This window comes from Acidovorax sp., assembly GCF_046294525.1.
In the GTDB taxonomy this organism is placed as follows: domain Bacteria; phylum Pseudomonadota; class Gammaproteobacteria; order Burkholderiales; family Burkholderiaceae_C; genus Acidovorax.
Genome location: NZ_JBKBKQ010000009.1, coordinates 15,677 through 29,502 on the forward strand (window position 1 = coordinate 15,677; position 13,826 = coordinate 29,502).

The 13,826-nt window shown below is 60.6% G+C and carries 12 protein-coding genes and 2 tRNA genes; 7 read left to right on the top strand and 7 right to left on the bottom strand.

Annotation, left to right across the window (positions count from 1 at the left end):
* The first annotated feature begins 10 nt into the window (after positions 1-10).
* From mutM to mutY, 3 genes are all read left to right on the top strand, one after another.
* Positions 11-826: a bifunctional DNA-formamidopyrimidine glycosylase/DNA-(apurinic or apyrimidinic site) lyase gene (mutM, locus tag ACK4HJ_RS10560; protein ID WP_409830903.1), complete on the top strand. Its 816-nt coding sequence runs from the start codon at positions 11-13 to the stop codon at positions 824-826.
* Between the two features lie 105 nt (positions 827-931).
* Positions 932-2,893, top strand: a complete 1,962-nt coding sequence (locus ACK4HJ_RS10565; RefSeq protein WP_409830906.1) for a dynamin family protein — start codon at positions 932-934, stop codon at positions 2,891-2,893.
* On the top strand, positions 2,893-3,963 hold the full coding sequence (mutY, locus tag ACK4HJ_RS10570; protein ID WP_409831167.1) for an A/G-specific adenine glycosylase: 1,071 nt from the start codon (positions 2,893-2,895) through the stop codon (positions 3,961-3,963). The genes ACK4HJ_RS10565 and mutY overlap by 1 nt, the downstream gene beginning before the upstream one ends.
* A 27-nt stretch (positions 3,964-3,990) precedes the next feature.
* Here mutY and rapZ read toward each other — a convergent pair whose 3' ends face one another.
* From rapZ to ACK4HJ_RS10585, 3 genes are read right to left on the bottom strand one after another with little or no spacing between them, the layout of a single operon-like run.
* Positions 3,991-4,854, bottom strand: a complete 864-nt coding sequence (gene rapZ, locus ACK4HJ_RS10575; RefSeq protein WP_409830909.1) for an RNase adapter RapZ — start codon at positions 4,852-4,854, stop codon at positions 3,991-3,993.
* Positions 4,854-6,524, bottom strand: coding sequence for a DNA repair protein RecN (gene recN, locus ACK4HJ_RS10580; RefSeq protein ID WP_409830911.1), 1,671 nt, complete (start codon positions 6,522-6,524; stop codon positions 4,854-4,856). The genes rapZ and recN overlap by 1 nt, the downstream gene beginning before the upstream one ends.
* Complete coding sequence (locus ACK4HJ_RS10585) at positions 6,524-7,420, bottom strand: NAD kinase (RefSeq protein WP_409830914.1); 897 nt, start codon at positions 7,418-7,420, stop codon at positions 6,524-6,526. Before ACK4HJ_RS10585 ends, recN begins: the two co-directional genes overlap by 1 nt.
* Before the next feature lie 28 nt (positions 7,421-7,448).
* On the opposite strand from ACK4HJ_RS10585, the gene hrcA reads away from it, so the two are divergent.
* The 4 genes from hrcA (at position 7,449) to greB (ending at position 9,516) form a co-directional block, all read left to right on the top strand.
* On the top strand, positions 7,449-8,453 hold the full coding sequence (gene hrcA / locus ACK4HJ_RS10590) for a heat-inducible transcriptional repressor HrcA (RefSeq protein WP_409830917.1): 1,005 nt from the start codon (positions 7,449-7,451) through the stop codon (positions 8,451-8,453).
* A 51-nt stretch (positions 8,454-8,504) separates the two neighbouring features.
* Positions 8,505-8,581: transfer RNA gene (locus ACK4HJ_RS10595), tRNA-Ile, on the top strand.
* Positions 8,582-8,782: 201 nt separating this feature from the next.
* Positions 8,783-8,859 (top strand) — tRNA-Arg (locus ACK4HJ_RS10600).
* Positions 8,860-8,943: 84 nt separating this feature from the next.
* The gene (gene greB, locus ACK4HJ_RS10605) at positions 8,944-9,516 is read left to right on the top strand and encodes a transcription elongation factor GreB (RefSeq protein WP_409830920.1); all 573 of its coding nucleotides are present in this window, start codon (positions 8,944-8,946) and stop codon (positions 9,514-9,516) included.
* Between the two features lie 33 nt (positions 9,517-9,549).
* On the opposite strand, the gene ACK4HJ_RS10610 is transcribed toward greB, so the two are convergent.
* The 4 genes from ACK4HJ_RS10610 to ACK4HJ_RS10625 all read right to left on the bottom strand — a co-directional run bounded on the left by ACK4HJ_RS10610 (position 9,550) and on the right by ACK4HJ_RS10625 (position 13,724).
* Complete coding sequence (locus ACK4HJ_RS10610) at positions 9,550-11,829, bottom strand: RelA/SpoT family protein (protein ID WP_409830922.1); 2,280 nt, start codon at positions 11,827-11,829, stop codon at positions 9,550-9,552.
* A 96-nt stretch (positions 11,830-11,925) separates the two neighbouring features.
* The gene (gene rpoZ, locus ACK4HJ_RS10615) at positions 11,926-12,129 is read right to left on the bottom strand and encodes a DNA-directed RNA polymerase subunit omega (protein WP_069103553.1); all 204 of its coding nucleotides are present in this window, start codon (positions 12,127-12,129) and stop codon (positions 11,926-11,928) included.
* A gap of 20 nt (positions 12,130-12,149) precedes the next feature.
* Entirely contained in the window at positions 12,150-12,770 is a 621-nt protein-coding gene (gmk, locus tag ACK4HJ_RS10620) for a guanylate kinase (protein WP_409830926.1), read from the bottom strand.
* A gap of 36 nt (positions 12,771-12,806) precedes the next feature.
* Positions 12,807-13,724, bottom strand: a complete 918-nt coding sequence (locus ACK4HJ_RS10625) for a YicC/YloC family endoribonuclease (RefSeq protein WP_409830928.1) — start codon at positions 13,722-13,724, stop codon at positions 12,807-12,809.
* Positions 13,725-13,826: the final 102 nt, after the last annotated feature.

Here is a 13,826-nt window from a genome sequence, read left to right on the forward strand (position 1 = left end):
GTCCTGCTGTATGCCTGAGTTGCCCGAAGTGGAAGTCACGCGCCGCAGCTTTGCGCAGGCCATTCAGGGCGCCCAGGTGGAATCTGTTTCCATGGGTAAACCCCTGCGTTGGCCGCTGGGTTGCCGACCTGATGAACTGGTCGGGCGCACGGTGTTGGGTCTGCGGCGGCGGGGTAAATACCTGCTGGCCGACTTGGCGCCCGGCCTGTTGCTGTTGCACTTGGGCATGTCGGGAAGTTTACGCTTTGGCCGAGACTTGCCGCCCGCCGGAGTTCATGACCACTTTGATCTGGTCACCAGCCAGGGGACACTGCGGCTGCACGATCCGCGGCGGTTCGGTGCCGTTGTCTATGCGCAGAGTGAACAGGATCCGGTCGCTGCCAAATTGCTGGGCAACCTGGGGATGGAGCCGCTGTCAGACGCGTTCTCGCTCGCGGTTTTCGAATCCGGGATGAAGCGCAGCCGAATGCCCGTCAAGCAGCTGCTCCTTGGGGGGCGCTTGGTCGTGGGGGTTGGCAACATCTATGCGTCAGAGGTATTGTTTCTGGCGGGCATCCGTCCAACCGCAGCATCATCCCGCATCGGCCCGACGCGTGTCCGCAAGTTGCATGCGGCCATACAGAGCGTACTTGCCCAGGCGGTGGCGCTGGGCGGAACAACGTTGCGCGACTTTTCGAACGCGGAAGGGATGGCAGGACATTTTCAAACCCAAACCCGTGTGTATGGGCGCGAGGGGGCGCCCTGCTACATCTGCGGCACGCCAATCCGCCTCCTGCGCCAGGGGCAACGGAGCACCTACTTCTGCCCGCAGTGCCAGCGCGCCTAGTGCTCCGAACTTGGTCAATCGCGGAGATTGGCCGCCCGCTGGCGGTCGATGCTATATTTTGTGTATGCCTACCTCGTGGGCCAGTCTTAGATCTCTGGGAGCAAAGTGGGACCATCATTCAACGAACAGTTCGACCAGCACGGTGCCTGGCGTCGCGAGTTCGCCCAGCAGCTCAAGCGGCTGGCCGAATGGATGTCGTCGCACGAGCTCATGGATGCTGCCGTGCAGGAACGGCTTCAGCGCCTGGAGGAGCAGGTACGCAGTGACAAGGTGATGGTCGCTTTTGTTGCGGAGTTCTCACGCGGCAAGTCCGAACTGATCAACGCCATTTTTTTTGCGGATTACGGGCGGCGGATCATGCCCGCGAGCGCGGGGCGCACCACCATGTGCCCGACGGAGCTGGGATACGACTCTGCTTTTGCTCCGAGCCTGCGCTTGCTTCCTATTGAGACACGCCTGCAGATGCAGAGCTTGGCGGAGTGGCGTCTCAAACCCGAGCGCTGGCAGGAATTGCCTCTCGATGTCAGCAATCCCGATCAGATTGCGAAGGCCCTGGAGAAGGTTGCAGAAGTCCGCAAGGTGAACCTGGACAACGCCCGAGCCCTGGGTTTCTGGCATGACGACCTCACGGACGAAAATCCAGTACCTGACGCCCAAGGTTTGGTGGAGGTGCCTATGTGGCGCCACGCCATCATCAATATTCCACATCCTCTGCTGAAGCAGGGGCTTGTGATTTTGGACACGCCGGGCCTTAACGCGGTGGGAGCCGAGCCGGAACTGACGGTGAACCTTATTCCGCAAGCACATGCGGTGGTGTTCATCCTCAGTGCAGACACCGGTGTGACGCGGTCCGACCTGTCGATCTGGCGCGAGCACCTTGCCATCTCCAGCGACGGCATGGACGCGCGGCTGGTGGTGCTCAACAAGATCGACACTTTGTGGGACACACTCAATTCGGCCCAGCAGGTGCAGGCGCAACTGGAGCGTCAATGCAGCACGTCTGCGGAAATGCTGGGCATTCCGCTGGATCGGGTGGTTCCAGTGTCGGCACAAAAGGGGTTGGTCGCAAAGATCACTGCAGACGATGTGCTCCTGGAAACCAGCGGGTTACCGGTGCTTGAAGAGGCGCTTGCCAAAGGCATCATGGGACGTCGGCAGTCCATCCTGCGGGCCGCCGTGGCTGCGGGAGTCGCGAGCCTGCGCACCGAAACGTCGCGGGTGATTAACATTCGCCGCCGAGACCTGGACGACCAGATGGCGGAGCTGCGGAGCTTGCGGGGCAAGAACGCATCGGTGATCGAGTCAATGCGGCACCGCATCGAGCAGGAGCAGCGTGAGTTTGACTTGAGCACTGCCAAGATTCAGGCGGTGCGGGCCGTGCATCTGAAGCTTTTGCGCGACGTGTTCCAGCAACTTGGCGCCAAAGCGCTAAAAGTGGAACTGTCTGAGTTGGCCCAAACCCTGCAGCAAAAAGGCCTCAAGCTGGGTATTAAGAAAATCTATATTGAGACCTTCGATAAATTGCGCGGCACGCTGGATAAGGCACAGGCCTCCGGTACAGAAATTCAGGCCATGCTGGGAGGGACGTTCCGCCAGCTCAACGCGGAGTTCGGGTTCTCGCTGCAGGTTCCTACGGCTCCCCAGTTGGAGCACTTCACCCACGACCTGAACCAGATCGAGCAGAGTCACCTGCAATACCTGGGCGTGGGAAATGCATTGAAGCTGGCGCAGCCTGAATTTGCGGAACGCCTTGTGCGCGCTCTGGCGATGCGCTTGCGCACGGTGTATGAGTCGGCTGCCAACGATCTGGAGTTGTGGAGCAAATCCGCTACAGCCCAGCTCGACGCGCAACTGCGTGAGCGCCGCCGCAGTTTTGCGCGGCGTATCGAGGCCGTCGACCGGATCCAGCAAGCTGCAAGCGGATTGGTGGAGCGCATTTCGGAAATCGAAGCGGGCGAGGACGAACTGGTTCAGCTGGAGCACAAACTCCAGGAGTTGACCGCGCAGCTCATCGCAGTGCCCGGCCTAGAAGTTACACCCGCAGACAGGCAGCTCGCGCCGGCATGATGGCGCGCAGGGCCGGTGAGAGTGCCGCCGAGCGTGTGGTTGCTTGGCAGCGTACGCACGGACGCAACCACCTGCCATGGCAACAGACCCGCGATCCTTATCGTGTCTGGCTGTCGGAGATCATGCTGCAGCAGACCCAGGTGGCGACTGTGCTGGAGTACTACAGCCGGTTTCTGAACCGGTTTCCTGATGTGGCGGCGCTGGCCCATGCTTCGCAGGACGAAGTCATGGGCCTTTGGAGCGGACTGGGCTACTACAGCCGGGCGCGCAATTTGCACCGGTGCGCACAGCAGGTGGTTTCTGAGCACGGAGGCCAGTTTCCGGCAACCGCAGACATGCTGGCGACTTTGCCTGGTATCGGAAAATCGACTGCCGGGGCCATCGCGGCGTTTTGCTTTTCTCAGCGCGTACCCATCCTGGACGCCAACGTCCGCCGCGTGCTGACCCGGTGGCTAGGCTTCAAGCAGGATCTGGCATCTGCCAGCAGTGAGCGGCAGCTGTGGGCACAGGCTGAGCGGCTCCTGCCTGATGAAGATCTGACAAATGCCATGCCTCGTTATACGCAAGGGTTGATGGATCTGGGCGCTACGATCTGTACGCCTCGGGTCCCGCGATGCGGTGAATGCCCGTTGCGGCGGGACTGTGTGGCCTACCGGGAGGGTGCTCAGGAGCAATATCCCGCCAAAACTCGCAAGTTGTCCCGGAAGGCGGAGTCGTGGAGGCTGTTGGTTTTGAGGGACGAGCAGGGGCGCGTTTGGCTGGAACGTCGCCCTGCGACGGGGATCTGGGCAGGCATGCACTGTGTGCCCGTGTTCCAGAACGAGGACGCGCTGGATGCCTGTGTGGATGGCTTGCGCGCCGGTGGCCCGCTACAGGTGAGTGAGTTGCAACCGTTTGTGCACGTGCTGACTCATCGGGACTTGCATTTGCATCCGATGGCGGTTTCTGGAGATTTTCTGGTTTCGCCCCCTGGTGCGGGCGAATGGCTGGCTCCAGACCAATGGGGAACAGTAGGGCTGCCAGCCCCCATCCGCAAGCTGCTGGACGCCACGCAGTCACATCTCTGGTAGGGGCGTTTAGGTCCGGTGGGCCCTGCTTCAGCGCCCGTCCAACTCCCTGTGCCGGCGCAATGCGGTCCAGCGATTGCTGAAGTCTTCTGCAAGCCGTTCTACCAAGTAAACAGAGCGATGTTGCCCGCCGGTGCAGCCAATAGCCACTGTGACATAGCTGCGGTGATTGCTGTCCAGAAGCTCCAGCCAGTGCGCAAGAAACTGAGCAATGTGGGTTTGCATGGCGGCCACTTCGGGCTGCAGGCGCAAAAAGTCGGCGACCGGTACATCGAGGCCTGTCAGGTCCCGAAGCGCGGGCTCATAGTGCGGATTGGGCAGCATCCGCACGTCAAACACATAGTCCGCATCCATGGGGATTCCACGCTTGAACGCAAAAGACTGGAATACCAGGGTCAACTGGCCTGTAGCCGTTGACATCAGACTTTTCACGTAGCTCTGAAGCTGAGAGGCGCGGATGGTGCTGGTGTCGATCACATGAGATTGCTCGCGCAACTGTCCGAGCAGTTCCCGTTCCAGTTCGATGATCTGGACAAGTGCCCTGCGGCCTTGCTGCAATTCGTCGCTCGACAGTGGATGCCGACGTCGGGTTTCAGAAAACCGCCGAACGAGCGTATCAATGGTTGCATCCAGAAAAATGGACTGAACCGCCACCCCCGCATTCCGGAGCCGAACTAACTCGTGCGGTACTTGGTGAAGCGAGGTAGCGCTGCGCACATCCATGGCAATGGCGACTCGGTTGCCATGGTGTCTATGTTCTAGTGCCACAAAGGCCGGAAGAAGCTCTGGAGGAAGGTTATCCACGCAGTAGTATCCGGCGTCCTCCAGTGCGTGGAGCGCCACGGACTTGCCCGAGCCGGACATGCCGGTGATAAGGACGATTTCGAGCGCCATCAGCTTCGTAACTCCGCTGAGCTGAAGGCCACTCCCAGCATTTCGCGTGCGTGCGCCAAGGTGGTTTCAGTGGAGCGTTCCCCACCGAGCATCCGAGCAACTTCCGCTACCCGCGAATCCCCCGCCACCGTTAGAACCGTGCTGCTCGTCCCCTTTGTGCTTTTGCTCTTGGCCACTTTCAGGTGATGGTCTGCACACGCAGCAACCTGCGGAAGATGGGTTACTGCCAGCACCTGCCGGTCGATCCCAAGCTGTTGCATAAGGCGCCCCACCGTTTCGGCCACGGCGCCGCCAACTCCAGAATCTACTTCGTCAAAAATCAGCGTGGGCGCAAGGCCCAGTTTGCTGGTCGTGACCGATATTGCCAACGAGATGCGGGACAGCTCTCCACCAGAGGCTACTTTTCCAACTGGCTTCGGCGTCATCCCTGGGTGTCCAGCCACCAGGAAGGCGATGTCGTCCAGTCCATGGGGGCCAGGTTCTGCAGCCTTTTGGATTGACACCTCGAAGCGGCCCCCTTCCATGCCCAGTCCCTGCATGGCCTGGGTAATGGCGACGGAGAGCTTTGGCGCAGCTTTTGTTCGGGCCGTGGACAAAGATCGGGCGGCAGCGTGATAAGCCTTCGCTCTGTCCGCCTCTGCAACTCTCAACGCTTGAAGGTCTGTGGCTGCATCCAACTGGCGCAACTCGGTTTTCCAACCTTGGAGAAGCTCGGGTAGCTCACCGGGGGGACGCTTGTATCTGCGCGCGAGTGTCATCCATTGCGACATGCGGGCATCCAGCTCATCCAAGCGTTGGGGATCTATCTCCGCATGCCGTAGATAGGACTGTAGAGAGTGGGCGACATCGCTGGCCTGCGCTAGACAGGAGGACAGGATATCGGCCAGGGACACAAACTCGGGCTCGATATGCCCCTGGTTTTGAAGCAGGCTGTGAGCGCGCGCAAGCCCTGTCAACACGCCCGATTCTTCGCCTTCCAGGGCGTTCAGCGCACCTCCGGCGGATTCGAGCAGGGCCTGCGCATGCGACAGACGCTTGTGCTGCGCATCGAGTTCCGCCCACTCGCCTTCTGTCGGTCCCAGCTTATCCACCTCGCTGATCTGCCACTGCAGGCGCTCTCGCTCCTGCTGCAATGTGGCTTGCGCGTGAAGAGCTTGTTGAAGATCTTTCTGCGCTGTTCGCCATTCAGTCCAGCGTGCGGATGTCTCCACCGCGCTGGTCCCCGCAAAAGCGTCCAGTAGACCGCGCACCGACTCAGGGCGTGTCAGGCTTTGCCAGGCGTGCTGACCGTGGATGTCCAGCAACAGATCACCCAGCGCGCGAAGCTGGGTGGCGGTGGCAGGGATGCCGTTGATCCATGCGCGGCTCTTGCCGTGCGCATCGACTGTGCGGCGCAGCAGGAGCTGATCCTCGGCTTCAAATCCCGCTTCCTCCAACCAAGGGCGCACGTGTGCAGGGCAGTCGAACTCGGCGCACACGTCGGTTCTCGCCGCCCCTTCGCGCACCAGTCCTGTGTCTGCTCTGGCTCCCAGCGCCAGTTGCAACGCATCCACCAGAATTGACTTGCCGGCACCGGTCTCTCCGGTCAGGGCCGTGAAGCCAGGGTTCAGTTCTAGCTCCAGCGCTTGAACAATGACGAAGTCACGCAGAACAATGCGTCTTAGCGCCATCAGGAGCCCCCTTCGTTCCAGCGCAGCTTTTTGCGTAAGGTCGCAAAATAGTTCCAGCCTTGGGGATGCAGGAAACGTACGGAGTGCTCCGATCTCTTGACCAGAATCCGGTCACCATGAAGCAAGGATGCCAGGGATTGCATGTCAAAGTTGGCACTGACGTCGCGGCCGCTGACCACCTCTACCGCGACCTCCGTGGCGTCCGAGAGCACGATAGGGCGGTTGGACAAGGTGTGCGGTGCAATGGGTACGAGAACCCAGCCAGGAATGGAGGGGTGCAGCATGGGTCCGCCCGCAGAGAGCGAGTAAGCCGTGGACCCGGTCGGCGACGCGATGATGAGCCCGTCAGCGCGCTGGTTGGCCACAAAGCGCCCACCGACCTCCACACGCAACTCCACCATGCCGGATGTCGCTCCTCTGTTTACCACCACGTCGTTCATGGCCAGTGCTTCAAAAACGACCCGCTCGTCGCGCACTACGGTTGCGTGCATGAGCGGGCGTACATCCTCCTCGTACTCTCCCTGAAGCATGGGTGGCAAGGTGGCCTGGTAGGTGTCCAGCGGAATATCGGTGATGAACCCCAGCCGTCCCTGGTTGATGCCAATCAGAGGCGTGCCGAATTTCGCCAGTCGTCGGCCAATGCCCAGCATGGTCCCGTCGCCGCCCACCACCAAGCCAAGGTCGCACTGCGTACCAATCTCTTCAACACTAAGGGCAGGGTACTGCGTCAGACCTGTATTGCTTGCAGTCTCGGCCTCCAGCGCGACTTCGCAACCCTGACGCTCCAGAAAGTGTGCAATGTCGTCCAGCGCGTGCCGTGATGTATCACCCAATCCGCCCACCGAGGAAGTCTGGTATTTACCTATAAGCGCGACTTGGCGGAAATTGGACGTCATTGCGAAATTACATCATTAAAATCATTCCATGCTCGATGACCGCGCCAAGTTGTTGCTTAAAGCCCTGGTCGAGCGCTACATCGCTGACGGGCAGCCGGTAGGTTCCAGAACCTTGTCCCGTGCCTCGGGTCTTGACCTGTCACCTGCGACCATCCGTAACGTCATGGCGGACTTGGAGGAACTGGGACTTATCGCCAGCCCTCATACCTCCGCAGGCCGCATTCCAACCGCCCGGGGATATCGCCTATTTGTCGATACGATGCTGTCGGTACAGCGTGATCCTCTCACGCATGCGCAATTGATGCCCGAGCAGCCCCAAAAGGTGATCGCCAACGCTGCGCAACTGCTGTCCAATCTGTCGCAGTTTGTGGGGGTGGTGATGGCGCCTCGGAGAACCTCGGTGTTCCGGCACATCGAATTCCTTCGGCTGTCTGAGCGAAGGTTTCTGGTCATCATCGTCTCGCCGGAAGGGGATGTGCAGAACCGCGTCATCTTCACCGACGCGGACTATTCACAGTCCCAACTCATCGAAGCGTCCAATTTTCTCAACGCGAACTACGCTGGATTGGCCATGGAGCAGGTCCGCGAACGCCTGAAGTCCGAAGTCGACGTGCTGCGCGGAGAGATTGCGTCGCTCATGCAGGCGGCGGTCAACGTGGGCACGGAGGCGCTGACGGAGGCGCAGGATGAAGTGGTGATTTCAGGTGAGCGCAATCTGCTGGCCGTGAGCGATTTTTCCAACGACATGGGCAATCTGCGGCGGGCGTTTGACTTGTTCGAGCAGAAGACCCAGATACTGCGCCTTCTCGATATTTCTAGCCAGGCGGAAGGTGTTCGCATCTACATCGGCGGGGAGAGCCAAGTGGTTCCGTTCGAAGAGCTGTCTGTGGTGAGCGCTCCCTACGAAGTGGATGGCAAGGTAGTCGGCACCCTGGGCGTGATCGGCCCTACACGTATGCCCTACGACCGCATGATCCAGATCGTGGACATCACGTCCAAGCTGGTCACCAATGCGCTGAGTTACCGCAAGTAAACGCCCTACAATACGGCGCTTGCCCCGTTGTTAATCGCAGGAGCATGGCTTGGGGCGTTAGCTCAGTTGGTTAGAGCAGAGGACTCATAATCCTTTGGTCGTTGGTTCAAGTCCAACACGCCCTACCACCCATCTTCATCATGGGTGAACTCCAGGAACGCAGCTTTTTCTTGTGAACTAGCGTCTCGTTCTCCGGAGACCGCTCGGAACTGCATTACAATCTTAGCTTGCGTTGAATTTGGTTTTGCTTGGCACTGTGTAGCGCGGAGCTCAATAAAACTAAATGATTTAGAGGCTTGCCAAAAAATCATGCTATAATTCAAGGCTTAGCGGCTGTAGCTCAGCTGGATAGAGTACTTGGCTACGAACCAAGGGGTCGTGGGTTCGATTCCTGCCAGCCGCACCAACAGGTAAGCCCTGAGTCTGAAAAGACTCAGGGCTTTTTCCTTTGTCCGATGGATTTGTAGGTTTGTACTTCGGGGGCCAAACGATGAGCAAAGCGGTTACCAAAGAGTCCGAAGATGCTGACGATGAAGAGCTGACGTTGCCGCCTCTACCGTCAGGTGGCAAAAACTACATCACACCGGGTGGCTATGCGCGGTTGCGTGATGAATTGCTCGACCTGATTGACAACGAGCGCCCCAAGATCGTGGACGTGGTGCACTGGGCTGCAAGCAACGGGGATCGTTCCGAGAATGGAGACTATCTCTACGGCAAGAAGCGGCTGCGCGAGATCGACCGGCGCATTCGCTTCCTTACCAAGCGGCTCGAAATTGCCGAAGTGGTGGACCCAAGCTTGCATGCGGGCAGTGACCAAGTCTTTTTTGGCGCGCGCGTGACCTATTTGGACGATGAAGGTGCGGAGCGTACGGTGACCATCATGGGAATCGATGAGGCGGACAGCCGTGAGTCGCAGGTCAGTTGGGTATCTCCGGTGGCGCGGGCCCTGTTGCGCGCGCGTGTGGGTGACGAAGTGCAGTTGCCCACGCCCGGTGGCGTACGCAATCTGGAAGTGCTGGAGGTGGAGTACCCGACATCTTCGTCAATGCTTACGGGATCGTAGGGTCTGGCAAGCGGGCAAAGCCTGCTCGTAACTTCAAACTTGGGGCGTAATGCGCGCGGCGCGGATGACGGCCTGGGTGCGGCGCAGGTTCCGAAGCGCCACCTCGAGGTGGGGCTGGTCACGCACGGCCACTATGAATCGCAGGTCGGTGGTGTCGAGGGCCGCTTCGTCGTCCATATCGACGTGGGTAATGTCCGCTTCAGAGTTGGCCAACTCGGCGGCTACGCGCGCCAGCACACCTTTTCCGTTGGAAACGGTGACCACGACCCCCGTCTCGAACATGCGTGTGGGTTCGTCAGCCCAGTCCACGGCAATAAAGCGCTCGCTATCTTTGTGCTGCAGGCGCTTCGCAACGCCGCAGTGCGCGTTGTGCACCACCAAGCCTTCGCCGCGGCCCAGGTAGCCAACTATGCTGTCCCCTGGCACTGGACGGCAGCAAGTGGCGTACTGCACAGATGCGTTCTCGCTCCCGTCCAGTGTGACCGCGCCCTGGGAAAGGGTCTCGTGCGAGGTGTAGCGCTCCCGCGTCATGAGGAGTGCGTCGGGCCGGTGACCGTGTTCGGACATCAGCACCATCAATCGTTTCGCGACGATGCTCGCGATGCGCTTGCCCAGGCCAAGATCGGTCATCAACTCGCTGCGCGTCCGGTTGCCGGTGAACCGCAGGAGCTTGTCCCAAAGGGGCTGGGTGGTTGCATCCACTGGGGGTAGCTGCTGCAGGCCCTCGGCCCGTATGGCCTGGGTCAGGAGTTTTTCGCCCAGACTTTCCGATTCGGCATGAGCCAGGGTCTTCAGATAGTGCCTGATCTTGGAGCGTGCACGGCCCGTGCGTACAAAGCCCAGCCACGCCGGGTTGGGGGTTGACACGGGCGCCGTGATGATTTCCACCACGTCGCCATTCTTGAGTTCGGTGCGCAGTGGGACCTGCTCGTTGTTGATCTTGGCAGCCGTGGTCCGGTCGCCTACGTTGCTGTGGATTGCATATGCAAAGTCCACCACCGTGGCGCCACGTGGAAGGGCCATGATCTGGCTCTTTGGCGTGAATACATACACTGCGTCGGGGAACAGGTCGACCTTGACGTGGTCCCAGAACTCCGCCGCGTCGCGGGTTTCGTTCTGGATGTCGAGCAGCGACTGCAGCCATTTGGTGCCCAGGCGCTCGGCAGAGGTGCCGTCCCCGTCCTGGGCCTTGTACAGCCAGTGCGCCGCCACGCCGGCTTCGGCGATCACGTGCATCTCGTCCGTGCGCATCTGGAACTCTATGTTCACACCTGAAGGGCCGACCAGGGTGGTGTGCAGCGATTGGTAGCCGTTGAGCTTGGCAATCGCGATGTGGTCCTTGAACTTGCCTGGCACGGGCTTGTACATCTGGTGCAGCACGCCGAGTGCGGTGTAGCAGTCCGTGACCGTGGGCACGATGACCCGGAACCCGTAGATGTCGGTTACCTGCGCAAAGCTCAGGTGCTTGAGGTCCATCTTCTGGTAGATGGCGTACAGCGTTTTCTCACGGCCCGCCAAGCGTACCTGCATGCCTATTTTTGAGAACGCGGCATCGACCTCCGTCTGGACGCGCTGCACCAGGTCGCGCCGGCGGTTGCGGGACTTGTTGACGGCTTTGGACAGGGTGGCGTAGCGCCAGGGGTGCAGGTGGCGGAAGGCCAGATCCTGCAGTTCGCGGTAAGTCTGGTTGAGGCCCAGGCGATGGGCAATGGGGGCGTAGATTTCCAGCGTTTCCGACGAGATGCGGCCCCATTTGCTGCGCGGCATGTCAGACAGCGTGCGCATGTTGTGCGTACGGTCTGCCAGCTTGATCAGGATGACACGAACATCCCGTGCCATGGCCAGCAGCATTTTCCGGAAGGACTCGGCCTGGTTTTCCTCGCGGGTATTGAACTGCAGCTTGTCCAGCTTGGTGAGGCCATCCACCAACTCGGCAACCGGCGCACCAAAGCGGTCAATCAGGTCGGCCTTGGTGACGCCGCAGTCCTCCATGGCGTCATGGAGCAGGGCGGCCATGAGAGCCTGCGCGTCCAGCTTCCAGGTAGCGCACTGGGCGGCCACGGCAATGGGGTGGGTGATGTAGGGCTCGCCACTGTTGCGCAGCTGGCCCAGGTGGGCTTCATCGGCAAAACGGTATGCCTGACGCACCTGCTCGATGCTGGCGGGATCCAGATAGTCCAGACTGTCGGTCAGCGCGGCAAAGCTGGCTGCAGCCGCGTTGGCGGCTGCAGCGGCCGCTGACAGCGTGCCGGCCAGAGGCGGATCGCCAGGCCGGGCGGGCGTTGCAGAAGGTGAGTTGAGCACCGCGTTCATGCCTCAAATGTAGCGCGGGAGGGCATCAGGTCGTCTTGGGGCAAAAAAAAGCACCGCCGATGCGGTGCTTTTTGGGGCCTGTGCCCAGACAGATTCTCAACCAGGAACCTTCTTCAGCATTTCTAAGCCCACTTTGCCGTCGGCGATCTCGCGCAGGGCTGTCACGGCGGGCTTGTTGCGGCTTTCGATGCGGGGAGCGTGGCCCTGACTCAACATGCGGGCACGGTACGTAGCGGCCAAAACAAGCTGGAAGCGGTTGGGGATCTTTTCCAGACAGTCTTCTACGGTGATGCGTGCCATGGGTTTTACTCCGGGGGAATTCAGGTGATATTGAGCGACTGGAAAGTGTCCGCACGGGCGCGGCGCTGGGCGACATACTTCAGTCGCTGGGCATGAACCACGGCTTTCAGGTCAAAAAGCGCGCGTTCAAACAACTCGTTGATTATAACGAAGTCGAATTTGCTGACCTGTGCCATCTCGATGGCTGCATTCTTGAGGCGCATCTCGATCACATCCGCCGCGTCTTCACCCCGGCGCTCCAGTCGGGACCGCAGTTCTTCCCAGCTGGGCGGCAGGATGAACACCAGCACCGCGTTGGCAAACGCCTGCTTGATTTGCAGGGCGCCCTGGAAGTCAATCTCCAGGATCACGTCGGAGCCCTGAGCGATACGCTCCTCGATCGCCTTTTTTGAGGTTCCGTAGCGGTTGCCATGGACATGCGCCCACTCCACAAACGCGTTGCCCTGGACCATGGCGTCAAACTCTGGCTCGGACACAAAAAAGTATTCGCGGCCGTGTTTTTCCTGGCCGCGGGGCGCGCGGGTGGTGTGGGAGATGGAGGGGTGGACATGGGAGTCGAGCTCCAGCAGGGCCTTGACCAGGCTGGATTTGCCTGCGCCACTGGGCGCTGCCACTACGATGAGATTTCCTGGATAGTCCATGGTTGGTGTGCGCCAGACGCTATCAAAAAGTGAGTTTTATTCAATATTCTGCACTTGCTCGCGCATCTGCTCGATCAGCACTTTCATGTCCACGCTGATACGGGTCAGGTCCAGCGCGGCCGATTTGGAGCCCATCGTATTGGCTTCGCGGTGCAGTTCCTGGATCAGGAAGTCCAGGCGCTTGCCCACTTCTCCGCCCTTTTTCAGCAGGCGCTCGATCTCGTCGAGGTGGGACTCCAGGCGGGTGATCTCTTCGGCGACGTCGATGCGGATGGCAAAGGCCGTGGCTTCGGTCAGCGCGCGGTCGCGTGCCGCTTCGGGCAGCACGGTACCGTCGGTCAGCGCCATGGCGTCTTTCCAGCGCTCCATGAAGCGCTGACGCTGTTGCTCCACCAGTTGCGGCACCATGGGTACCGCCTGCTGTGCCAGAGCGCGCAGCTGCTTGAGACGGTCCTGCAGCATGGCGGCCAGGCGCTTGCCCTCGCGTTCGCGGGCGGCCATGAGGGCTTCCAGCGCCTCTTCGGCCAGGGCGGGCACGGCCTCGCTCCAGTCTTCGGCACCCGCAGGAGCGTTGGCGCACAGGCGAAGGGTATCGGCCACCGATAACGGCGCGGCCGACGGCAGCCAAGCCTTGACGGAATCCTGCAGGGAGTTGAGCCGCTGCAGCAGCCGCGTGGGTGGGTCTTGCAGGGCATTGGTGTCGTCCGCCTCCAGGGCGGCGCGCACCTCAACCTTGCCACGCTTGAGCCGGGCGGTCAGCAGGCTGCGCAGCGCAGGCTCCAGCGCGCGCAGTTCATCGGGAAGGCGAAACGACAGGTCCAGAAAGCGGCTGTTGACCGAGCGGATTTCCAGCCCCAGCCGGCGCGAATGCGGTGCGCGGGCATCGGTTTCTGCGCCAGTGGCGGACGCGCCGTGCTGTGCGCTGGCGTATCCGGTCATGCTGTAAACTGGCATTGGACTTTTTGATGGTTGCTTGCGATCCGGCGATTATCCGGGTTCCGCTCCACCCCTGGAACGTGTTTACGATCTTTTCATGATGCCCGCAAGGCAGCAGAC